Source organism: Pseudomonas sp. BBP2017 (assembly GCF_003024385.1).
Taxonomy (GTDB): Bacteria; Pseudomonadota; Gammaproteobacteria; order Pseudomonadales; family Pseudomonadaceae; genus Aquipseudomonas.
Window position 1 is genome coordinate 266,738 of sequence record NZ_PVZN01000002.1, and the last position, 20,720, is coordinate 287,457.

Here is a 20,720-nt window from a genome sequence, read left to right on the forward strand (position 1 = left end):
TCTGAATCAAGGGTTCTGGCGGTGAGGGGTGGGTTGACAGGGGCTAGGGGAGAGGAAAAAGGACCGCAGTCACCCCCATCGGTAACTGCGGCCAAGCGGGAAAATCCAGTGAGGGCTATCGCCGGGCAAGGCGAGTCGTCGCACCCGCCGTTTCCACAAGCCTGCGCTGAAGCTATTGCTGCAACACCGTGGCCTGGTTGCCGTAACCGTACTGCTGGACGGTCGCGTTCATGCTTGCGCCGCTCTGGTCGACCGTTGCCTGGTTGTAGGAACCACCCTGGGTCACGTAGGCGACGTTGACGCCATCAGCCTGTTTGATGACGGCACTGTTGTTGTCACCGTACAGTTGCCAGGTGGAGCTCTGGTTGCCACTGCCGGATTGCTCCAGCTTGATGCTGTTGCTCTCGCCTGCACTGGAACCTGTGGCGTAGTTGGTGGTGCCGCGCTGATCGGCGATCAGCAGGTTGTCAGTGCCGTTCTGTTCAAAGTACAGCTCGTTGTTGCTGTCGACCTGGGTCACTTCGGCGGTGTTGTCGGTGCCGTACTGGTTCAACTGGGCCCGTTGCGCGACGTCCTTCTGGGTCAGGTTGGCACTGTTGCCGCTGCCGCTTTGGGTGATCAGCGCAGTCTGGCTGGTGCCGAACTGGCCACCGGCTTTATCGCCTTTCCAGTTGCTGGCCAGGACCTTGTTGCCATCGCCGCTGGAACTGACCTCCAGCACATGGCTGTCGCCGGTCTGGTAGGTGAAGCTGATGTTGCCGTTACCTGACTGTGCCAGGGTCGCCAGCGAACCTGTCGATTCGTACTGGTCGGCATAGAGGGCGTTGAGGCTGCCACCCTGGAAGACGCTGACAGTGTTGTTGCCGCCGAAGCTTTGGTCGATAACACCTTCGTTGGTCAGGCCGTGCTGGGTCAGGGTGGCGTGGCTGCCGGCCTGGGTGTCCTGCCAGACTTCGGTGGAGTTGCCGGTGCCGTTCTGGGTAATGGTGACGGTACCGCCTTGACCTTCGCGCTGGTCGCCATAGGCCCAGTTGCTGGTACCGGTTTGATAGATGCCAATCTGGCCGTCGCTGTGGTTGATGTGTTCGGCGGCGCTGTAGTTGTCGACACCGCTCTGGATACTCAAGGCGTTGTTGGCGCCGCCGCTGTTCAGTTGCTCGACGAATGCACGGTTATCGTCACCGTACTGCACCGTAGTGCCGGTGCTGCCGGTCTGGCTGTCCTGGTAGACGAACGAGAAGTTGCCGTTGCCTTCCTGGGTTTGTTCGGCCTGGTTTTCGGTACCCAGGGACTGGCTGGCATGGGTGTTGTTCAGGGAACCGGCCGATTGCTGCTTGATCTGGCTGCCATACTCGAACAGCTGTTCGGCGTAGCCTGCGTTGTAGTCACCAACAGTGCTCTGCTGGATTTTGCTGTTGCCACCTTCCTGCTTGGCGGCGTGGTTATTACCCAGGCCGACCTGATCCTGGGTGGTAACACTTAACGCGGCGGCGGTCTGTTTGACCTCAGCGATGTTCTCGGTACCGGACTGGTTCTGGGTCGACTGGCTTTCGTTAGCCATCGCCTGGCCAGCAAGGCACAGAACAATGGCGGCGCTTAAGGGAGCGAGCTTGAACATGGTGGTGCCTCCAGGTTTTAACGGTATTGGTTGACGTGCACGCGCTGACCGTTGCCGGCCTGGACCACCGAGCTTTGCAGCCCGGTGCCGGCCTGGACGATGCTGGCGCTATTGCTGTTGCCGTATTGCTCGATGTTCGCGCGGTTGTTGCTGCCGCTCTGAGCAATTGAGGCGCTGTTGCCATAGCCTTGTTGATTGATGGTCGCCATCAGGTCGTTGCCTTGTTGCAGGATGTACGCCTCCTGCGCGCCGCCTGACTGCACGATGCGGCCCAGCAGGGCCTGACCGTCCTGGCCGATGGCGGCGCGGTTGGCTTGACCGTGCTGCTCGATCTGCGCCTGCTGTCCGGCGCTGACGGGCAGCGGTTGCATCGACAGCGGTTCACCCAGGTCGCCGCCGGGGCCGAGGTCGGCGTTGTCCATCAAGTCGTCGGCCAGGGCGGCCTGACCGAGCAGGGTCAGGCACAGCAGTAACGTGGTCAGGCGCGCCATGGTCATTTCTCCTGCGTTCTACCGCACGGTAACCGGCACGGTACGGACAGTGCCCTGGCTGGTGCGGATGGTCGCCGACGGTGCTGCGGTCGGGATCAATGTGGTGCTGTTGCTCACCGTCAACCGCCAGCGTCCGGTCAGCGGTACTGTGGTACTGCCCAGGGTGACCAGCCCGCTGGGGGTGGTGACCTGCACGGTGACGGTGTTACCGGTGGTCACCGACGAAGTGCCGGAGAGGTCCCAGTTGAAGCGGTTGTTGGAGCGCGCGGTGACGGTCGCGGTGGTGACAGTGAACGTCTCTGCCGCCGGCCGTGGCGAGACCTGCACCGTCACGGTGGCAGGCGCCGACAGGGCCCCGAGGTTATCGCGGGCGATGTAGGTGAAGCTGGTGGTGAACGTCGCTGTGACCGTCGCCGGTGGGGTGTAGGTGACCAGGTTGCCATCGGTGCTCACCGTGCCGCGCCCGTCGACAGGTTGCGACACGCTGGCGATCGACAGGGGGGTGTTGCCTTCCGGATCGCTGTCGTTGAGCAGGACGTTGATCGGCAGGGCGACACCCAAGGTTGCAGCGCTATCGTTGACGACCGTTGGCGCCTGGTTCGGAGCGACGTTGATGGTCACCGTGGTCACCTCTGACTTCAGCCCTTTGTTGTCCTGGGCCCGGTAGGTGAAGGTTGCCACCATCGGTGCATTGACCACCGGCGGTGGGGTGTAGAGCACGGCAGCGCTGCCGCTGAGAGCGACGCTGCCTTGATCCGCAGCGGGTTGGGTAAGGTCGGCGATGCTCAGCGGCACGTTGTTGTCCGGGTCGCTGTCATTGCTCACCAGGTTCAAGGTCAGCGGCACGCCGAAGCTGGTGCTGCCCTGGTCCGCTTGCGCCACCGGTGCCTGGTTCTCGGCCTCGACCGGCGCATTGCCGACAATCACCACCGCTTCGGTATCACTGCCCCCGGCGGCGGATTTGATCGTGACACTGGCTGGAGGTTGTGGCAGATCGTTGACCGTCAGGGTTTGCACAGTGCCGGACTTGGACAGGCGGCCATAGCCCTGGGCGACCAGATCGGGCACCTGCACTTCGTCACTGGAGCTGGCTTCGATACGCAAGCGCTTGTTAGCCCAGTCGTAGCGCGCAGTGGTGACTTTGACCACATCGCTGAGCTTGCGCGACAGCGCGGTGGGACGAGTCGCTCCGCTAGGGTCGGTGGCAGTGACCACGATCACCGGCGGTGGCGCAGCGCTGCTCAGGTGGTTGGCAAAGAACAGACCATTATTGTCGGCCAGCAGGTTGAACTGGCAAGGCGAAGGCGGGGTGCCGGGAACCAGGGCCAGGGTTTCGCGGAAACACAGGGTGGCATTGTTCGGTGCCTTGGCAAATACCTCTACCCGGGTACCGTCTGCAGTACGCCGATAGCTGGCACGCTCCAGCTCTGCGGGGGTCTGTTCACGGGCATCGAGGACTTTGCCGGACACAGTGAAGAGGTCGGTGCGGATGGTGCCGGCCGGCCCGTTGATCTCCACATAGTTGGTGTCGAACGGACTGCCGATAACCGCTTCGGTGATGTTCGGGTCGCCGATGAACGTTTCGCTGGCGCCGGTATCCGGGTTGATCTCGGTGTAAGGCCCCCCCACACCGCGCAGGAACGGCCCCAGGGCGCCGTTGAGCGCACCGCTGAAATCGCCTGGGGCACCGATACCGATGTCACGGGTGATGTTGATCGCTCGCCGTCCGGGTGTAGTGACGTTGACGGTCTCGACACCATAGGGGTGGGTGATCACGTAAGTGCCAGCCTGGGGCACCGAGACGCGGATGCGGATACGCGCAAAGCTTTGCTGATCGCCGTCGACGGGGTTCTCGCTGGCAAATGCCGCTTCGATACCGGCGACATAGACGTCCAGTTCATAGCCGTTGTTGCCCACGGCTGGAATCGATGTTTCAGCCAGGTACCAGAACATCTCTGGCGGCCAGTTGTCCGGGAACACCAGGGGCAGTGCATCGTCATAGATGCCAGGTTCAGGCAGCAGCGTACACATATAGGCCGGTGGCACCGACACGGGCACCCGTGAACTTGCCGCCCTTGACTGGCAAAGTTCCATGGACAGGTCATTGTGGTCCTGGTACCACATTGGGTAGCGCCCGGTGGCCAGGGTGTAGGGGCCCGGATCGACCGCTTTGAGGCCGGCCCAGGCAGTGCCGGCCAGCGAGAGGGAAAGCCCGGCTGCGCAGAGCGCCAGGCGTGGCCAGTTATTCATGCTGCCTCCTGCTACGGGACGTGGCGTGATGATGTTCATGGCACGAGCACCACTTCTTCGCTGTCGCTACCGCCATAGGCGCTGGTCACCGTGACCGTGGCCGGTGGGATTGGCGTTTGCCCGGTGCTGAGCGTCTTGACTGCGCCAGTGCCACTCAAGGTGCCGATGGCAGCGCCATTGCCGGTGGTGGCGCTGAGCACCGGTGGGCTGGTTTCGTCGCTAGTCGAGGCGACCAGGGTCAGCTCTCCTGAGGCCAGGCTGTACTCGGCACGCTGGATCACTACCAGGTCGGTCAACGGCAGGCTCAGCGTGGTCGGGGTGCTGCTGGGGATCGCCAACTGGTTGTCGGCGGTTACCTGCAGGTTCAATGGCAGTGCCGGATTGAGTGTCGACTGGCCGTACCAGGCACCGGTGGTATTGGCTTCGGTGAGGTTCAGCGTCGGGGTCTGGCTGATCAGGGTGGCGGTGCCGGGTGGCGGTGGCGCTTGCACGAAGACATCCTGCTGGGCGCGCAGGTCGCCGTTTTCGCTCTGGCGCGAGAACGTGCTGCGCTGGGCAATCACCGGCGTTGGCCGCACGACCTCTGAGAGCTTGCCGGAGACCGAGAACAGCGTGGTGCGCAGGTCCAGGCCATTGGGGCCCTCGATGCGTACGAAGTTGGTGTTGAACGGACTGCCGGTCACCGCTTCATTGAGGTTCGGGTCGCCGATGTAACGCTCGCTGGCACCGGTTTGCGGATTGGTCTCAGTGTAAGGACCGCCGACACCGCGCAGGAACGGGCCAACATCACCTTTGAGTGCACCGGTGTAGGTTTGTGGCGAGCCGATGCCGATGTCGCGGGTCATGTTGATTGCCCGCACTCCTCCGGCAGGCACATCGAAGACTTCCACACCGTAAGGGTGGGTGACGATGTAGGTGCCGGCAGTTGGCACATCGACGCGGATCCGTACCCGGGCGAAGCTGACCTGGTCGCCATCAACGACATCTTCGGCGGCGAAGGCCGCTTCGATCGCGGTGCCGTAGCTCAAGTCGATGCCGCGGTTGGCGTCGACAATTGTCGCGTCAGCGGTGAACCAGAACGTTTCGTCGGGGTAGTTGGTGGGGAAGCTGATTGGCTGGGTGTCGTCGAACACCCCAGGCGCCGGGTTCAGTACACACATGTATGACGGCGCGCCGGGAGCGCCGGCCACCCGCGAACTGACAGCCTTGGACAGGCATAGGTCGAGCACCCGGCCGTGGGTGTCCTGATACCAAGCGGCGAATCCACCAGTTGCCGGCAGGTAAGGGCCGGGGTCTACTTCAAACAGCGCGGCCTGAGCCGGCGCTTGAATCAGGCTAGCCAGGATCAGCAAAGCCAATGGGTGGGGCGTTGGACGGTGCATGAGTCTTCCCTCTTGCAATCGGGCCCATGGGGTTGGGTCGTCTGCACAGTGCTGGGCAACTTCCATACCAATGTTTTAAAAGCCTTATGGGACGCGCCCTGCAAGGAAATGTCGCGCTGCCCGAGGCTAGCAATGGCGGGGGCGATGCCCCAGGGTTGGGGGCAATTGGGGCAAGCTTGCGGGGCAAGTGAAGGTAACTGGGCTATAACCTAAGAAGTCATTTGCCAGGAGTTCGCGATGGACTTGCAAGTACGCCTGGATTCACTCTCCGTGCAACAAACCGCGCATGACCAAGTGCCAGCCAAGCGGCCGTTCAATATGTTGCGTTGGTATGCCTTCGTCAGTCTGGCGATCATCCTCTCGGTGGCTGTAGGGCTGGGCCTGATTTCCAGCCGTTTCGTGATCAACGAAAGCGTCGAGCGCGATGCGTTGCTTACCGCGCAATTCATCCAGTCCATCGCATCGGCCGAAGTGCGCCACGTGTCCATTCCCAATGTGCGGACCATGGGTGAACTGCTCGATCCACGGCTGGACCAGAGCTTTCCCGAGGTCAACCCCGAGGCGCGGCGCAATGCTCGCGGTGAGTTTCTTGACCATATTGCCCACTTGCCGGACATGCTCCTGGCCAACATCTATGCCCCGGACCGTACGGTGATCTGGTCAAGTAATCCGGCTTTGGTGGGGCGGATGATCGAGTCGGACGACGACCTTGATCACGCCTTCGAGAACAAAGTGCGGGTCTCGGCCAGTTACCACAACGTCGATCAGGCGCGCAGCGAACAGAAATTCATCACCCCCCCTGAGAGCTTGTTCATCGAAAACTACATTCCACTGTTCGATGCCGATGGTGAGAACGTCACCGCCATGGTCGAAATCTATAAGGAACCCCATGACCTGATCGCGCGCATCGAGCACGGCCTGTTGATGATCTGGATGGCTGTCGCAGTGGGGGCTGCGCTGGTTTATGGCGGCCTGTACTGGCTGATGTACCGTGCCAACCGGCACTTGCAGCAGCAACAAAAGCGTCTGATCAACAATGGGACCTTGGTCGCCTTGGGGGAGATGTCTTCAGCGGTGGCTCACAGTCTGCGTAACCCGCTTGCCAGCATTCGCTCCAGTGCCGAACTGGCTCAGGAGATCGAGGAAGGGCCGGCGCAGAAGAATATTGGCGACATCATCAGCCAGGTCGATCGCATGTCGCACTGGGTGCGCCAATTGCTGCAGTCGTTGCGTCCGCTCAATGACGAAGAGCAAGCGGTGGAGCTGGAGCGGGTGCTGCAGGACAGCCTGCAGGCTTTCAGCCTGCAACTCAGGCGCCAAGGCGTCGAGGTCAGGGTTGACCCGCTGTCCAATGTCCAGGTGATCAGCCAAGCGGTCTTGCTCGGGCAGATCTTCAATAGCCTGATTGCCAATGCCCTGGAAGCCATGAGCGACGGTGGGACCTTGCGCATTGAACAGGTTCGTCAGAGCCGTAAGACTTTGACCTTGCGCCTGAGTGACAGTGGCAAGGGCATGACCGACGAGCAATTGCGCATGGCCTTCAGACCGTTCTACACCACCAAACGGGGTGGCCTGGGGGTAGGGCTGGTGCTGGTCAAACGGATTATGGAACGCTTTGGCGGCACGGTGCGCCTGAGTAGTAGGGAGGGCGAGGGCACTAAAGTGCAGCTGAGCTTTCGGTTGAGCCAGGGGCGAGTGGCGGGCTGAAGATACAGCGGGTGCTGAAGCCCGAGCCGAAGGCAAAGTCATGATGTTTTGGCCGTGACGCTCTATCAGCAGTTCAACCGGGTGGCCATGCACGCAGTAAAGGCAAAATACTATTAGTGGGCGACTGGCCATTAGTATTGATTCCAAACGTCGTCACCTGGCTGGGCTATAAGTTGTAAGAAAAAACAGCCCGCAAGGAACTATCGATGCAGGTGCTGAATAAAAAATTGGCCGATGAGGGTCACCCAAACCAAGCTTCACCTGAGCGGACCTTGCGCGAGTTCAACCTGTTGCGCTGGTTCTCTGTGGTCAGCCTACTGATCATTGCCTCGGTGGCGGTGGGGTTGGGCTATGTCTCGACGCGGTTTGTGGTCGATGACAGCGTCGAGCGTGATGCCATGCTCACCGCGCAGTTCATCCAGGCCATGGCCAAGGCCGAGGTGCGCCATTCGCGGATTCCGCCGGGCATCACCATGGCGCAATTGCTTGATCCGCGCCTGGACAAACAGCATCCAGGGATCAGCGCCGACCTCGCGGCGTCCACGCGCATTGAATTTCTCGACCACGTCAAGCACCTGCCCGATACCCTGCTGACCAATGTCTATGCCCAGGACCGGACCATTGTCTGGTCCACCAACCCTTTGCTGATTGGCCAGAAGATCGTCGGCGATGACGACCTCGACGAGTCGTTCACATCACAAGTACCGGTATCGGCCAGTTATCACAAGGCCGATGAAGACCGCGAAGAACAGAAGTTCCTGCGTGAACCGCAGTACCTGTTCATCGAAAACTACATTCCGATGTTCGACGAGAGTGGCACTCAGGTGCTGTCGATGGTGGAAGTGTACAAGGAGCCGCGGGACCTGGTGCGGCGCATTCAGCGTGGCTATGTGCTGATCTGGACGTCGACCCTGCTCGGTGGCGCGCTGATCTACTTCGGCCTGTTCTGGATCGTGCGCCGTGCGGCGAGCCTGCTGCAAGCGCAGCAGACCAAACTGGTGGCCAGCGAAACCTTTGTCGCCCTCGGCGAGATGTCCTCTGCGGTGGCCCACAGCTTGCGCAATCCGTTGGCCACGATCCGCTCCAGTGCTGAACTGGCTCAGGACATTGCCAGTGAGCGCTCGCAGAAAAATATCGGCGACATCATCGATCAGGTCGACCGTATGTCGCGCTGGGTGCGTGAGCTACTGGTGTCGTTGCGGCCGTTGAAGGACGATGCCGAAGCCGTTGACCTGATCGCGGTGGTTGAAGACACCTGCAGCGCCTTTGCCCAGCAGACCGAGCGCAACAAGGTGCAGCTGGAAGTCAGCGTGCCGCCGACGGCGTTGGTGGTGAGCCAGCCGGTGTTGCTCACGCAGATCCTCAACAGCCTGTTCTCCAATGCCCTTGAGGCGATGCCAGGCGGTGGCCGGTTGACCCTGAAGGTGCTTGAACTGACCGGCGAAGGCAAGGTCCGGCTAACCTTGAGTGATACTGGCAAGGGTATGAGCCAGCAACAGGAGAGGATGGTCTTCAGACCTTTTTTCACCACCAAACAGGGCGGCCTGGGCGTCGGTTTGGTGTTGGTCAAACGAATAATGGAGCGTTTCGGCGGCGCGGTCAGCCTGACCAGTCGCGAAGAGGAAGGAACCCGCGTATGCCTGACTTTCAATGTTGCAGCGGGAGGGGATCATGGGGCACAGCATCCTGGTGGTGGAGGATGATGAAATCCTTGCTGAAAATATCCAGACCTATCTGGAGCGCAAAGGCTTCGAGGTCAGCGTTTGTCATAGCGCCGAGCAGGCGCTGGAGCAACTGCCCAAGTGTCAACCCGATGCGGTGCTGACCGACAATTCGTTGCCCGGCATGAACGGTCATGAGCTGATCAAAGCCTTGGCCGAGCGTGCGCCGGAGCTCAAGGTGATCATGATGACCGGCTACGGCAACGTCGAAGATGCCGTGCTGGCGATGAAGGAGGGGGCCTTCCACTACCTGACCAAGCCGGTAGTGCTGGCCGAGCTAAAACTGATGCTCGACAAAGCCCTGGCGACCGAGCGTATGGAACGTACGTTGTCGTTCTACCAGGAGCGCGAAGCACAGAAATCCGGTGGCCAGTCGCTAATCGGCGAGTCGCCGGCGATGCTCGGGCTCAAGCACACGCTCACGCAGTTACTCGATGCCGAGCAGCGCATGGCCAGCGGTGATTTGCCGCCGGTGCTGGTGGAGGGGGAGACTGGCACGGGCAAGGAGCTGGTGGCCCGTGCCCTGCATTTTGACGGCGCGCGTAGCAAGGGGCCGTTTATCGAATTCAACTGCGCCTCGATTCCGGCCAACCTGCTGGAGGCGGAGCTATTTGGCCATGAGAAGGGCGCGTTCACCGATGCCAAAGACCGTCGGGTCGGTCTGGTGGAGGCGGCGGATGGTGGCACGCTGTTTCTCGACGAGATCGGGGAAATGGACCTGCTGCTGCAGGCCAAACTGCTGAAGTTGCTGGAAGACCGGACGATACGTCGCATTGGCGCGGTGAAGGAGCGCAAGGTCGATCTGCGCATCATCAGTGCCACCAACTGCAACCTTGAGCAGATGGTGCAACAGGGCAAGTTTCGCCGTGACCTGTTCTTTCGCCTGCGTATCATCTCGATCAAAGTCCCGAGGCTGTATGCCCGGGGCGAAGACATCCTCCTGCTGGCCCGGCACTTCCTCGCCCTGCATGGCAAGCGCTATGGCAAGTCGCACCTGTATTTCAGCCCGGAGGCCGAAGAGCTGCTGCTCAATTACAGCTGGCCGGGCAACGTTCGGGAACTGCGCAATATGCTCGAACAGACGGTATTGCTTGCGCCTGACGAGGAGATTGCGCCGCATCAGCTCAATGTCTGCATGAGCCTGGTTGATGAGCCGTTTGAAATGCCGGCGCCGGCGTTTCATGACAACCATCATGGCAGTGCTGAAGTTCCTGTTTCCACCAGCTTGCCTGAGGTGGAGCGCGATATGGTGCGCAAGATGCTTGATCGTACCGACTGGAATGTCACCAAATCGGCGCGGCTTTTGGGGCTGAGCCGGGACATGTTGCGTTACCGGATCGAGAAGCTTGGCCTGACCAGGCCGGATAAGCGGCAGTGGTAAAGATCATCGCGGGGCAAGCCCGCTTGTGTCTTGAGGTGGGAATAGAATCTGGGGTGAGAGCGGGCTTGCCCCGCGATTACTCACGCCCACGCATGAAGAAGCCTGCTACGTACTTGCGAAAGGTGTCCAGGCCCTTGAAGTCGGCGTAGCGCTTGAAGGTTTCGCCTTCAGGCTCCGGTCCCAGCGGTTGTTCGGTCAGCGAGACGGAAAGTACCCGGTCCTGATCGGAGCTCAGTACCAGTGCATCCATGCCCTGGCCACCAATGACCGGGCGCCGCATGATCACCCGCACACCCTTGCAGGCCATCCAGTCGATCAAGGATATGAGCATCTTCAACGGCTCGCGCTCTTCATCGCGATACACCGGAAACAGCTGCCCACGCGACAGCACCGGGACGCTTGCAACATGAATCAATTCATAGAAATGACTACCAGCACTGGCCGGTGAATAGATAGCCAGGGCCAGTAGTGGCCCTGGGGTCTTGCTGCCTCCCCACAACAGGTGATGCCCCTGGAAGTCAAAGCCGTCTTCATTACGTTCGTTGTACACCTTGCGTGCCTTGATCTGGCTGACGCAGTCGAGCATCAGGCCGTAGCGACGATGATTGCCAAAGGCGCTGGAGTCACGCAGCCGTGCCTTGAGCATCATCATGTGCTTCATGTCCAGGCGGGTTTCCAGGTAGTTGCTGGCCGGCACCCGCTCGATCAAGGGGTAACGGCTGGCGACGCTGCGCAGCTCGGCGAATTGTCCGCTCAGGTCTTTTCTCAGGTGGCTGGCGTAGACGTTCAGGCCACCGGCTTCGATCAGCGTCAGCAGCAAGGACAGCAATCGATGCTGCTCACGTTTGTCGTTGCCATTGCTGCTTTCACCCGTGCCTCCCGGGGCGGGGCGGCGAAAATCGCCGATCAGGCGCAAGGGGGTGTCGGGGGGTAACCAGGCGGCCGGGAGAACCTCGGCATCCTCGGGGCGAGCCATCTCGCGGTCATCTTTGATGAACACGCAGTCGGGGGCATGCTCGGCGGTGCCAGGGTTGTTTTTGAGAAACAGGGTGCCGGTGTTGCCGTTGAGATTGACGTTGAGAATCGGCATTGCTCGCGGTTGGCAATCACACGCCAGCCAGTGCCCGGCAGCACGGATCTTGAGCAACAGCTGATTGACCTGCAACAGCTGCGGACCGGCCAGGGTACCCTGGACAAAACCACGCAGCAGCTCATCTTCGGCAGGCGTAAGGGTACGTACCAGTGTGGTGTTTTTTTCAATGATTCTCATGAGCGATCCTGGCCAGCCTTCCTATGCCTGCCACCTTAATGCAAAGCCCGGCTGACGACCATGGCTCGCCAGCCGGGAAGCACCGGGATTACTGTCCGCCGAACAGCTTGGCGGCGCGGGCGCGGATTTCTTCCACCGAGACGTCCTCAACGTGGGACGAGACGAACCAGAGATTGCCGAACGGGTCTTTCAAGGTGCCACTACGGTCGCCGTAGAACTGGCCTTCCACGGCCCTGACCTGGCTGGCACCAGCCTTGAGGGCCTGGGCAAAGCGCGCATCGACATCATCGACATACAGGTGCAGGCCAATCGCTGCGCCAGCGAGCGACTGGCTGCTGACCAGGCCGCCTTCCATGTCGCACGGGTCGGCGAGCATCAGCGACGAATCGCCGATCTTCAGCTGCGCATGCCCGACCCGACCATCCGGGCTGTCCAGGCGGAACATTTCGACCGCACTGAACGCGGCTTTGTAGAAGTCGATGGCCTTGCCGGCATCTTTGATGCACAGATAAGGGGTGATGTTGTGCTGTCCTTCGGGGATTGGTTTGACGGCCATTTTATAGATCCTCCTTAGCGCGCCGCAGGGTGGATGGCGCGAAACTGTATGTTTGTACAGTTTCGGCTATTGGGCAAATCAAAATCTGCGGCGCTGGACGGACGGCGGTCAGAAAATGTAATCGGTGGTCAGGAAGCTGGAATCACGATTACGGATGATGTCGCTGATCAGCTGCTTGTTGCTTTCCTGGAACTTGGTCGCCACCAGTGTGCGGATTGAGAACACGCGCAGCGCATCGTGTACCGACAAGGTGCCTTCGGCAGAGTTTTTACGGCCGTTGAACGGGTAGGTGTCCGGGCCACGCTGGCACTGGGCGTTGAGGTTGATACGCCCGACCTGGTTGGCGAAGGTGTCGACCAGGCGCCCGACTTCGGCCGGGTTGCTGCCAAAGATGCTCAACTGCTGACCGAAGTCGGAGTCGAGCACATAGTCGATCACGGTCTGCAGGTCGCGATAGGGCACTACCGGCACCAGCGGGCCGAACTGTTCTTCCTGGTACACGCGCATCCGGGCATTCACCGGGTACAGCAGTGCCGGATAGAAGAACGAACCACGGCTGCTGCCGCCCCCCTCATTGATGACCTGTGCGCCTTTTTCGACGGCATCGGCCACCAGGCCGTTGAGGTAGTCGATTTTGCCCGCCTCGGGCAGCGGCGTCAGTGCTACGCCAGGCTCCCAGGGCATGCCCGGCTTGAGCGCAGCCAGCTTGCGCTGGAACTTGTCGAGGAAGCTGTCGACCACCTGCTCATGGACGAAGAGGATCTTCAGCGCTGTGCAGCGCTGGCCGTTGAACGACAGGGCCCCGGTTACCGCCTCGTTGACGGCATTATCAATATCGACCTCGGGCAGCACGATCCCCGGGTTCTTTGCATCCAGGCCCAGGGCGGCGCGCAGACGATGCGGCCGTGGGTGGAGCTTTTTCAGGTCACTGGCCGCTTTGTTGGTGCCGATAAAGGCAAACACATCGATCTTGCCACTGGCCATCAGTGCGCTGACGGTCTCGCGGCCGCGGCCATAGATGACGTTGATCACCCCGGCCGGGAAGCTGTCGCGGAAGGCTTCGAGCAGGGGACGAATCAGCAGTACGCCGAACTTGGCCGGTTTGAACACCACTGTGTTACCCATGATCAGCGCCGGGATCAGGGTGGTGAAAGTTTCGTTCAGCGGATAGTTGTAAGGGCCCATGCACAGTGCCACGCCCAGCGGCGCGCGCCGGATCTGGCCGAGGGTGTCCTGTTCCAGTTCGAAGCGGCTGGAGCGGCGATCAAGGTCCTTGAGGGCATTGATGGTGTCGACGATGTAGTCGCAGGTGCGGTCGAACTCTTTCTCCGAGTCCTTGAGGTTTTTGCCGATCTCCCACATCAGCAGCTTGACCACCGCCTCACGTTGCGCGCGCATTTTGCCCAGGAAGGTCTCGACATGCTGGATGCGTTCAGCCACACGCAGGGTCGGCCAGGCACCGCGGCCTTTGTCGTAGGCGTGCACGGCGGCGTCCAGGGCGGTGAGGGCGGTGTCGGCATCGAGCAGTGGCGTGTTGCCGAGGATCACCTGGCGCTCTTGATCACCTTCCTTGAGCCATACCGGGCTGCGCACTGTGGCCAGCGGCCCGTCCCAGCGCTGCAACTGGCCGTTGACCAGGTACTCGCGTTGCACCAGCGGTTGACCCAGGCGGTAGGCCTCGGGGATCTCGTTGGCGGTGGGAAACAGCGAATCGAGCAGACGGTCCATAGGCGCAGCACCTCTTTTTCTATGATGGGTGAAACGTTTCAGTTCGAGCATAATGCCAGCGCGCTAAAAAAAGCCAGCCTCACTCAACATTGCGCCCAACACGCCGATAAAGCGGTAAGCCGACGCGAACAACGGACCTATGAGCACAAGAATCCTCGCCCTTGATGACAAACTGGTCCTGCCCGCGATCTTGGGCACCACCCTCAATCGCTTGCTGCCGATTGGCTTTGCGCTGGTCGGCATTGGCTTGTCGGTGGCGCTTGGTCGCCTGGACATTCAGCGCCAGGAAAGCGAATTGGTGGCCAACGCCGCAGCACGCTTGTCCGGGGTGCGCGCCGCCCTGGAGGCGCAGTTGCGTTCGGCCTTTGGCGAGACCGAAGGCATTGCCCAATTGATCAGCGCCGATGGCCAGATCAGCCCCGAGCACTTTCACGACATGGCGCGCCAGGCCATCGCTTCGGTTGCGCATATCCGCCATATCGCCGTGGCGCCTGACGATGTGATTGCCGATGTCTATCCGATCAAGGGCAACCAGAGCATCATCGGTGTCGACTACCGTCACCTGCCGGGCCAGTACGCCATGCTGCAACGCGCGCGCGAGCATTTCGGCCCGGTGCTGGCCGGCCCCGTGCAGCTGTACCAGGGCGGTCGTGGCCTGGTCTATCGGCGGCCGGTGTTTCTCAAGGGCCACAAGGGCGTGAAGCTGTATTGGGGCAGTGTCTCGATCGTTGCTGACATCGACCGCTTGCTCAGCGCTGCCGGTCTGGACCAGGATCCGGGCTTTGAGCTGGCCCTGCGCGGCGCCGACGGCAAAGGCTCGGCGGGTGCAATGATCTGGGGCAATCCGAAACTGTTCGAGGAGCATGCGGTAACAGTCAATGTCGATGTGCCGGGCGGGCTTTGGCAACTGGCGGCGACCCCGTTGGGGGGCTGGCCGTCGATGAGTCTGTTCGCCTCCCCCTTGTTCCTGTTTGCGCTGACCTGTACCGGGTTGTTCAGTGTGTTCGTTGCCCAGCTCAATCGCAGCAACCATCTGATCAATCTGCGCAACCGTGAACTCAAGCAATCCCAGGCGCAGCTGGAACGCTTGGCCCATTACGATGCGATCACCGGCCTGCCAAACCGGCTGTTGTTCAATCAACGCCTGCAAGCGGCCATCGATGCTGAACAACAGCTGGCCGTGCTGGTGCTGGACATCGACGGTTTCAAGCAGGTCAACGACAGCCTTGGGCATGCCATGGGCGATCTGTTGTTGCAACAGGCCACCGCGCGTTTCGTCCAGCTCCTCGACGAAACGGACAGCCTCTGCCGTCTGGGAGGGGACGAATTTGCCTTTTTGCTTACAGGCACTGAACAAGCCTGTATTGAGCGGGTACAGGGATTGCTGCAGACCCTGCAGCTACCGTTCGATCTCAAAGGTAACGCGGCGCTGGTCACGGGCAGTATCGGCCTGGCCTGGTACCCCGAACATGGCCAGACCTGCGACCGCCTGTTGCGCCATGCCGACACCGCCATGTATGCGGCCAAGGAGAGCGGGCGCAATGCCTGGCGGCTGTATCACCCGGACATGACCGAGCGCCTGCAGGAGCGTCTGTGCCTGGAGCGTAATCTGCGCCGGGCGTTGAAGAACAATGAGTTCGAACTCTGGTACCAACCCAAGATCGACCTGTTCAGTGGGCGTGTCGAAGGCGCCGAAGCACTGCTGCGCTGGCGCGATCCTGAGCATGGCCTGGTGTCGCCGGCGCAGTTCATTCCGCTGGCCGAGCGCACCGGTCTGATCATTCCACTGGGTGAAAAGGTTCTTGAGCTCGCCTGCGAGCAAATTGCCGCTTGGCGCGCCGCCGACTGCCTGCCGGGCCCACTGGCGATCAACGTTGCAGCCTTGCAGATTGAACGCAGTGACTACGTCGCCAGCCTGTCGCGCAGTCTGAAACGTTATGACCTGCCACCCACCCTGCTGGAGGTGGAGATCACCGAAAGCCTGCTGATGGAAAGCCAGCAGCAGGCCTGTGCGGCATTGGCCCAGCTACAGGCCATGGGCGTGGCGACTGCGGTGGATGACTTCGGCACGGGGTACTCGTCGCTGGCTTACCTCAAGTCCTTACCTATCGATCACCTGAAGATCGACCGCGCCTTCATCAAAGACTTGCCGATGGATGATGACGCGGTGGCGATCACCCGGGCGATCATTGACCTGGGCCACGCCCTGGGCTTTCACATCACCGCTGAAGGTATCGAGACCCAGGCCCAGTACGATTTCCTGCGCAATGCCGGCTGCAACCAGGGCCAGGGATTCCTGATGGCGCGACCGATGCCAGCGCAGGCTTTACAGGCCTGGCTGGCTGAGCGTCAGTTGCTACGCCAACCGGTGCTTGATTGAATCAGCGGTGTTCAAGAGGTCGAGTACGAGCACCTGCTCTTGGCTGATGCCGCTGACCTGCAGAGCCCTGGTGAGCTCGTCATCGGTCAGCGCCTGGTAGTTTGGGCTCAGGCGCCGAGCCAGCTGCGCGCCGGACCAAGCATGGGGTTGCTCGTATTCTGCGCGCCAGGCACCTCCGATGCTCCTGTTTCAGTGGCACTCACGAGGCGGGAGGCGAGGGTGGCCAAGGTAGTCAATTGTTGTTAATGACAACTATTAGCCTGTGGGAGCAGGCTTGCCCCGCGATCGAGGGCGAATGATTTATCCAGCACCTTTTCAGATTATCCCTCTTCCTTGTAGTCCATTTCCCAAAGATACTTGCGGCGCCTTTGAGCCGTTGCGCTGCTCTGGAGTGCAGCCTAGTCTCTGCCGGTCGTTGGCACTCAACGACCGGCTTTGACAGGCTGACAAACTTCTCCCGACACGTGCACGCTTCATGGCGGTTGTACGTGGGGCACCTCGTGTGCGCCGAGTTCGGGAGTCCTCGGTCTGTCAACCCGCGTACAGCTGCCACCCTCCTGTTTGACAGCAGGTCTGTAGCAGTTTCACTGACTTCCGAGGTGTATATGCTCAAGATCGTCCCCGATCCACCCCTCCATCCCCATGATCATTCCCTCGAAGACCTCTTTGTTCAGGTCTCGGAGTATCTCGTCTGCGCGCTGACCGTGGCCCAGCAGACAGTATTGCTGCATCCGCAACCGCCCGGGCAGATGATGAGGACGTGGTGATGACTGACAGTAAGCATTCGAAAGACAAATACGGGCCGCTCAAAACCTGCGGTGCCGGTAGTTTCGGCGAAGGCATCGGTGGGCGGGTCGAAGACCGTTTGTTCCGCACGATTGCAGGGCATGATCTGGACTATGTACTGGAACAGTCCGCTGTGATGATGAGTTGCGTCCACAAGCTCACCTTGCAAGCCGCGGTCGAACAGGACGACACGCTAGTGTGGGCGGCACATTACCTGAGCGGAATGGCCAAGGCGCTGGTTGAGGATGTGGCCCACGTTATGACGACGGAGGCGGCGTTTTCCGAGGGAAAATTGGCGCCATAAAATACATGCGCAGCTCCTCGGTATTCCCCTTGCAAAGTCACTACCTAGCATCTTTAATTGTTACTGAATGTGAATATATCGCATCGTTAATTATGGGCTTCATGCCGTTTAAGAATATCTATTTGGGCGCTACTTGATGCTTTACTGATCTGCCACCAGGCAACAACATCACAGGACGAAGAAATGAAAGCGAAATGGGTGGCAGTTGTCCGAAAGCATGTATCACCGGCAAGGCGTTATGAGATTAGAACTGCGTTAAACAAGTTGCACGATATCCTCGGGCGGGCGTGTTTCTGGCGCTGGGAGATCACCAGGTTCAGGCTGCAGCAGGAAAGCCCATTCGAAATTCTGTATGTCGGCAGGAAGCAGTACCGGGATGTGGCCAAGGTGCTCATCGGCGGGAAGTCGCTGAGGGATTCACCTGTGGCGCAAGATCAGGCGATACCGGCCGAATCGAGTCATGTGGTGGTGGTCAGTGAAATGCCGACCTCCGGGGCGTTGAGTGTCCCTCACTATCTGAGTGCTGTGGTACCGCTGCTGGGGCGTTCCCTGGAAGAGATCACCGCCCGCTATGACAGCGAGCTGCGTCGAAGCATTCGCAAGCACCGGCCGTTGTACTGGATGAAACAGGCACAGTCGGATGAAGAAATTGCGATGGCCGACAAGCACCTGCTGCGAGCCTATGCCACGGCCAGGCAAGGTGAGCATGCTGCACAGTTTTCCACCGAGACGGTGTTTCGCCTGGCCAAGACCGTCGGCCGGCTCGACCTGATCATGCAGGGAGATGAGGTGATTGGCTGTCACCTTGGCTGCGAAATCACGCGGGGCACAAAACGCTACTGGAGTACGCTGCGTTTCGGCTATTGCGAAGCGGTATTTTCCGATGCGAAAAAACTCAAAGAAGCCAACTCGATCAACACTTACATGGCCCTTGAGTGGGCCGTGGAAAATGGTTTTGATTATTACGATATAGGCCTTTGTCTGGCACGGCCAGATGACGGGCTGTTGAAGTGGAAACGGCGGCGCGGCGGCGATATCGATTCGTTGGGTAATCACGCTTACATGTTTGTGCGGTTACCAAAGACAGGCACGGCCAGGTTCTTGTGGGACACGCCGCTATTTGCTGTTGAAGGTGACAAGTTGACGCTCCATCTGGGTTTGCCGGACGGTGCGAGCGATGACGAAGTTGCCGATCGTTATCATGAGATGGTGTTTGGCGGGTTGCACAAAATTTACCTCTACGGTGGCAAAAGTTCGGGTGAACTGTTTGTGGAAACGTTGCGTAGTCGTTACGCCAACTTACAGTCACCGCCAATGATGGAACGGATTCCTTCCAACTAAGCAATATTCAGGGTGAGGTCATCGCGGGCGCTGTGCGCCTGTCGATTGACCGTGCCCTGAGGGGAGTAATCTTCATGGAAAGTAATCTTTCGAATTTCAGTGCGTCGAGCGCTGGAAAACAAAAAAGAATCTCACTTTCCGCCTATAAATTCATGGCGAGAAAACTGTTTGCAGGCAGAGCAGAAATCAACCTGAAAAATGTAGCGGCGAAAAGCTGGGATATTGCCCCAGGTGAAACGACGGTTTCGCCACCGGCTTTTTTTCTACCCGATCAGTTGGAGCGTGTCAGCGCATGGGAGGCGCGTTTTTTTCCTTTCGAGCATCCTGCCCGTACCATGCACGGGCGCCTGAGGATGGACCATGGCCCGACACGTGGCCACTTGATAAAGGATGTCTGGCTGATTGATGGGGCTCTGTACAAGGGCAACGCAAGTCTGTGGTTGTCGCTGAACCCCACTAAGTTCCCACGAATAGTCGTGGACACCGAGATCCAGCGTGGGGCCGCTTACTGCACGCAAAATGGCAATACCTGGTTTGGTACATGGTTGATGGAAGACTGCGTGACCTATGCCCTCGCCTGCAACGAAGGGGTGCCGGTGACCACCGCGCCCTCCGCCAGGTTCCCACTCTTTTCCCAGGCTCCTGCCTATGAGCACTGGCTTGGCATGAAGCCGGTTCGCTTACACAGTGCGTTTTTTCGTGAGCTGGTGCTGTTCGATGATTTGAGCAATAACCGCAGCCGGCATTTGCGCTACCGTGCGATGGGGGAGAAATTGCTCTCGCACGTGAGCTATGCCGCTCACCCTGGCGTCTTCATTCTTCGCGGCGGGGACGGAGACTTGCGTTTGTTGCGCAATGAAATCGCGCTCGCTGAGCACTTGCACAAAACCCGGGGGTTTCGCATTCTCGACCCGTTGAGAACGGATGTTCCGACCATCGTCGCAACCTGTGCCGGGGCGAAAGTAGTGATGGGGGTTGAGGGAAGCCAATTGGTACATGGGGTCAATGTACTGCAGCCGGGTGGATCGTTGTTGGTACTGCAGCCACCGAACCGTTTTGTTAGCTACTACAAGTTCCTCACTGATCGCGACAATCAGCATTTCGGCTTTGTGGTCGGAACGCCGGAAGGCGATGGCTTCAAAATCGATATTGGAGAGGTTGAGCGCACGCTGGATCTGTTTCCGACATAGCGGTGCATGCTTGAGTCCCGATGCAATTCGTATAGTTGCGAAGCAGAGATATTCGTATTTAATTTTTCAGCGTTGAAACACGTATCTCTTTTTCGGTGCCAGGTTCGTGCTGGTGCCGGTTGCCTGTCGCCTTCATCAAACGAATTTTTGGGGATGCGACGGTTGATTTTTTCGACCTTCAACAGACCGGATATGCTCCGCATTCCCGGAAGAATTGCGGTCTAGAGCGCTTGGTCGAATAAGATCGGTACTAAATAAATCCGCTGACGACATTTTGACGCGATGCGACGCTTCCCATTGAGATTTATTATGGTGTCGGATCGTTGACGTAGTGTCATTGTGCTCATAAGCTCAATTCAACAACGCAAGAATCTTTCACCCGCCGCACGTTGTTGGTTTCTTTTTTATACCAGGCCTTTCTGGAGGGGATTATGCGCTCGACACTGTTGATCAAGTCGATTTTTCTGTTGGCGCTTATGAGCGGTGCGGCGGGGGCTGCTGATTCTTATGTGAATAAAACTAGTGTCGTGCCCATTGGCACGGCGGGCTGGCTTTTTGCGTTTGCAGTGATTGGCTTTATTGCGGTCGCCAACAGACGAAAAGTGTAAGCGAAGT

Annotated in this window: 16 protein-coding genes; 9 read left to right on the plus strand and 7 right to left on the minus strand. The window is 59.6% G+C overall.

From position 1 onward, the window contains the following. Positions 1 to 172 precede the first annotated feature (172 nt). From C6382_RS04045 to C6382_RS04060, 4 genes are read right to left on the minus strand one after another with little or no spacing between them, the layout of a single operon-like run. Entirely contained in the window at positions 173 to 1,618 is a 1,446-nt protein-coding gene (locus C6382_RS04045) for a curlin (RefSeq protein WP_107023248.1), read from the minus strand. Between the two features lie 17 nt (positions 1,619 to 1,635). Further along, the gene (locus C6382_RS04050) at positions 1,636 to 2,109 is read right to left on the minus strand and encodes a curlin (RefSeq protein WP_107023249.1); all 474 of its coding nucleotides are present in this window, start codon (positions 2,107 to 2,109) and stop codon (positions 1,636 to 1,638) included. Positions 2,110 to 2,127: 18 nt separating this feature from the next. Next, the gene (locus tag C6382_RS04055) at positions 2,128 to 4,359 is read right to left on the minus strand and encodes an Ig-like domain-containing protein (RefSeq protein ID WP_107023250.1); all 2,232 of its coding nucleotides are present in this window, start codon (positions 4,357 to 4,359) and stop codon (positions 2,128 to 2,130) included. 35 nt (positions 4,360 to 4,394) lie between these two features. Further along, complete coding sequence (locus tag C6382_RS04060) at positions 4,395 to 5,741, minus strand: hypothetical protein (protein WP_107023251.1); 1,347 nt, start codon at positions 5,739 to 5,741, stop codon at positions 4,395 to 4,397. 237 nt (positions 5,742 to 5,978) lie between these two features. Here C6382_RS04060 and C6382_RS04065 point away from each other — a divergent pair, with 237 nt between their 5' ends. The 3 genes from C6382_RS04065 to C6382_RS04075 all read left to right on the plus strand — a co-directional run bounded on the left by C6382_RS04065 (position 5,979) and on the right by C6382_RS04075 (position 10,550). After that, positions 5,979 to 7,448 carry an ATP-binding protein gene (locus tag C6382_RS04065; protein ID WP_107023252.1) on the plus strand — a complete coding sequence of 490 codons (1,470 nt, stop codon included), beginning with the start codon at positions 5,979 to 5,981 and terminating at the stop codon, positions 7,446 to 7,448. A 206-nt stretch (positions 7,449 to 7,654) separates the two neighbouring features. After that, positions 7,655 to 9,151, plus strand: coding sequence for a HAMP domain-containing sensor histidine kinase (locus C6382_RS04070; RefSeq protein ID WP_107023253.1), 1,497 nt, complete (start codon positions 7,655 to 7,657; stop codon positions 9,149 to 9,151). Next, a complete protein-coding gene (locus C6382_RS04075; RefSeq protein WP_107023254.1) occupies positions 9,120 to 10,550 on the plus strand; it encodes a sigma-54 dependent transcriptional regulator in 1,431 nt (476 codons plus the stop codon). The genes C6382_RS04070 and C6382_RS04075 overlap by 32 nt, the downstream gene beginning before the upstream one ends. 76 nt (positions 10,551 to 10,626) lie before the next feature. Here C6382_RS04075 and C6382_RS04080 read toward each other — a convergent pair whose 3' ends face one another. The 3 genes from C6382_RS04080 to C6382_RS04090 form a co-directional block, all read right to left on the minus strand. After that, entirely contained in the window at positions 10,627 to 11,820 is a 1,194-nt protein-coding gene (locus C6382_RS04080; RefSeq protein ID WP_107023255.1) for a hypothetical protein, read from the minus strand. Between the two features lie 88 nt (positions 11,821 to 11,908). Then, a complete protein-coding gene (locus C6382_RS04085) occupies positions 11,909 to 12,376 on the minus strand; it encodes a VOC family protein (RefSeq protein ID WP_107023256.1) in 468 nt (155 codons plus the stop codon). 108 nt (positions 12,377 to 12,484) lie between these two features. Beyond that, positions 12,485 to 14,104, minus strand: coding sequence for an NADP-dependent glyceraldehyde-3-phosphate dehydrogenase (locus tag C6382_RS04090; protein WP_107023257.1), 1,620 nt, complete (start codon positions 14,102 to 14,104; stop codon positions 12,485 to 12,487). Positions 14,105 to 14,243: 139 nt separating this feature from the next. Here C6382_RS04090 and C6382_RS04095 point away from each other — a divergent pair, with 139 nt between their 5' ends. The 6 genes from C6382_RS04095 (at position 14,244) to eppA (ending at position 20,713) form a co-directional block, all read left to right on the plus strand. After that, positions 14,244 to 16,484 (plus strand): bifunctional diguanylate cyclase/phosphodiesterase, encoded by a 2,241-nt coding sequence (locus tag C6382_RS04095; protein WP_107023258.1) that lies wholly within the window; start codon positions 14,244 to 14,246, stop codon positions 16,482 to 16,484. Between the two features lie 605 nt (positions 16,485 to 17,089). Continuing rightward, positions 17,090 to 17,251: a hypothetical protein gene (locus C6382_RS24000; protein WP_158262097.1), complete on the plus strand. Its 162-nt coding sequence runs from the start codon at positions 17,090 to 17,092 to the stop codon at positions 17,249 to 17,251. Beyond that, on the plus strand, positions 17,251 to 17,574 hold the full coding sequence (locus tag C6382_RS04105; protein WP_107023260.1) for a DUF3077 domain-containing protein: 324 nt from the start codon (positions 17,251 to 17,253) through the stop codon (positions 17,572 to 17,574). The genes C6382_RS24000 and C6382_RS04105 overlap by 1 nt, the downstream gene beginning before the upstream one ends. A gap of 183 nt (positions 17,575 to 17,757) precedes the next feature. Next, positions 17,758 to 18,915 carry a hypothetical protein gene (locus tag C6382_RS04110; RefSeq protein WP_107023261.1) on the plus strand — a complete coding sequence of 386 codons (1,158 nt, stop codon included), beginning with the start codon at positions 17,758 to 17,760 and terminating at the stop codon, positions 18,913 to 18,915. Positions 18,916 to 18,989: 74 nt separating this feature from the next. Continuing rightward, positions 18,990 to 20,105, plus strand: a complete 1,116-nt coding sequence (locus tag C6382_RS04115) for a glycosyltransferase 61 family protein (RefSeq protein ID WP_107023262.1) — start codon at positions 18,990 to 18,992, stop codon at positions 20,103 to 20,105. A gap of 431 nt (positions 20,106 to 20,536) precedes the next feature. Then, the gene (gene eppA / locus C6382_RS24130) at positions 20,537 to 20,713 is read left to right on the plus strand and encodes an EPS-associated small membrane protein EppA (RefSeq protein ID WP_178082739.1); all 177 of its coding nucleotides are present in this window, start codon (positions 20,537 to 20,539) and stop codon (positions 20,711 to 20,713) included. Positions 20,714 to 20,720 lie beyond the last annotated feature (7 nt).

What these genes read in the sequence shown, in the direction of transcription:
- C6382_RS04045 (WP_107023248.1), bottom strand. Translation starts at nt 1,618, where the DNA reads ATGTTCAAGCTCGCTCCCTTAAGCGCCGCCATTGTTCTGTGCCTTGCT.
- C6382_RS04050 (WP_107023249.1), bottom strand. Translation starts at nt 2,109, where the DNA reads ATGGCGCGCCTGACCACGTTACTGCTGTGCCTGACCCTGCTCGGTCAG.
- C6382_RS04055 (WP_107023250.1), bottom strand. Translation starts at nt 4,359, where the DNA reads ATGAATAACTGGCCACGCCTGGCGCTCTGCGCAGCCGGGCTTTCCCTC.
- C6382_RS04060 (WP_107023251.1), bottom strand. Translation starts at nt 5,741, where the DNA reads ATGCACCGTCCAACGCCCCACCCATTGGCTTTGCTGATCCTGGCTAGC.
- C6382_RS04065 (WP_107023252.1), top strand. Translation starts at nt 5,979, where the DNA reads ATGGACTTGCAAGTACGCCTGGATTCACTCTCCGTGCAACAAACCGCG.
- C6382_RS04070 (WP_107023253.1), top strand. Translation starts at nt 7,655, where the DNA reads ATGCAGGTGCTGAATAAAAAATTGGCCGATGAGGGTCACCCAAACCAA.
- C6382_RS04075 (WP_107023254.1), top strand. Translation starts at nt 9,120, where the DNA reads ATGGGGCACAGCATCCTGGTGGTGGAGGATGATGAAATCCTTGCTGAA.
- C6382_RS04080 (WP_107023255.1), bottom strand. Translation starts at nt 11,820, where the DNA reads ATGAGAATCATTGAAAAAAACACCACACTGGTACGTACCCTTACGCCT.
- C6382_RS04085 (WP_107023256.1), bottom strand. Translation starts at nt 12,376, where the DNA reads ATGGCCGTCAAACCAATCCCCGAAGGACAGCACAACATCACCCCTTAT.
- C6382_RS04090 (WP_107023257.1), bottom strand. Translation starts at nt 14,104, where the DNA reads ATGGACCGTCTGCTCGATTCGCTGTTTCCCACCGCCAACGAGATCCCC.
- C6382_RS04095 (WP_107023258.1), top strand. Translation starts at nt 14,244, where the DNA reads ATGAGCACAAGAATCCTCGCCCTTGATGACAAACTGGTCCTGCCCGCG.
- C6382_RS24000 (WP_158262097.1), top strand. Translation starts at nt 17,090, where the DNA reads ATGCTCAAGATCGTCCCCGATCCACCCCTCCATCCCCATGATCATTCC.
- C6382_RS04105 (WP_107023260.1), top strand. Translation starts at nt 17,251, where the DNA reads ATGACTGACAGTAAGCATTCGAAAGACAAATACGGGCCGCTCAAAACC.
- C6382_RS04110 (WP_107023261.1), top strand. Translation starts at nt 17,758, where the DNA reads ATGAAAGCGAAATGGGTGGCAGTTGTCCGAAAGCATGTATCACCGGCA.
- C6382_RS04115 (WP_107023262.1), top strand. Translation starts at nt 18,990, where the DNA reads ATGGAAAGTAATCTTTCGAATTTCAGTGCGTCGAGCGCTGGAAAACAA.
- eppA (WP_178082739.1), top strand. Translation starts at nt 20,537, where the DNA reads ATGCGCTCGACACTGTTGATCAAGTCGATTTTTCTGTTGGCGCTTATG.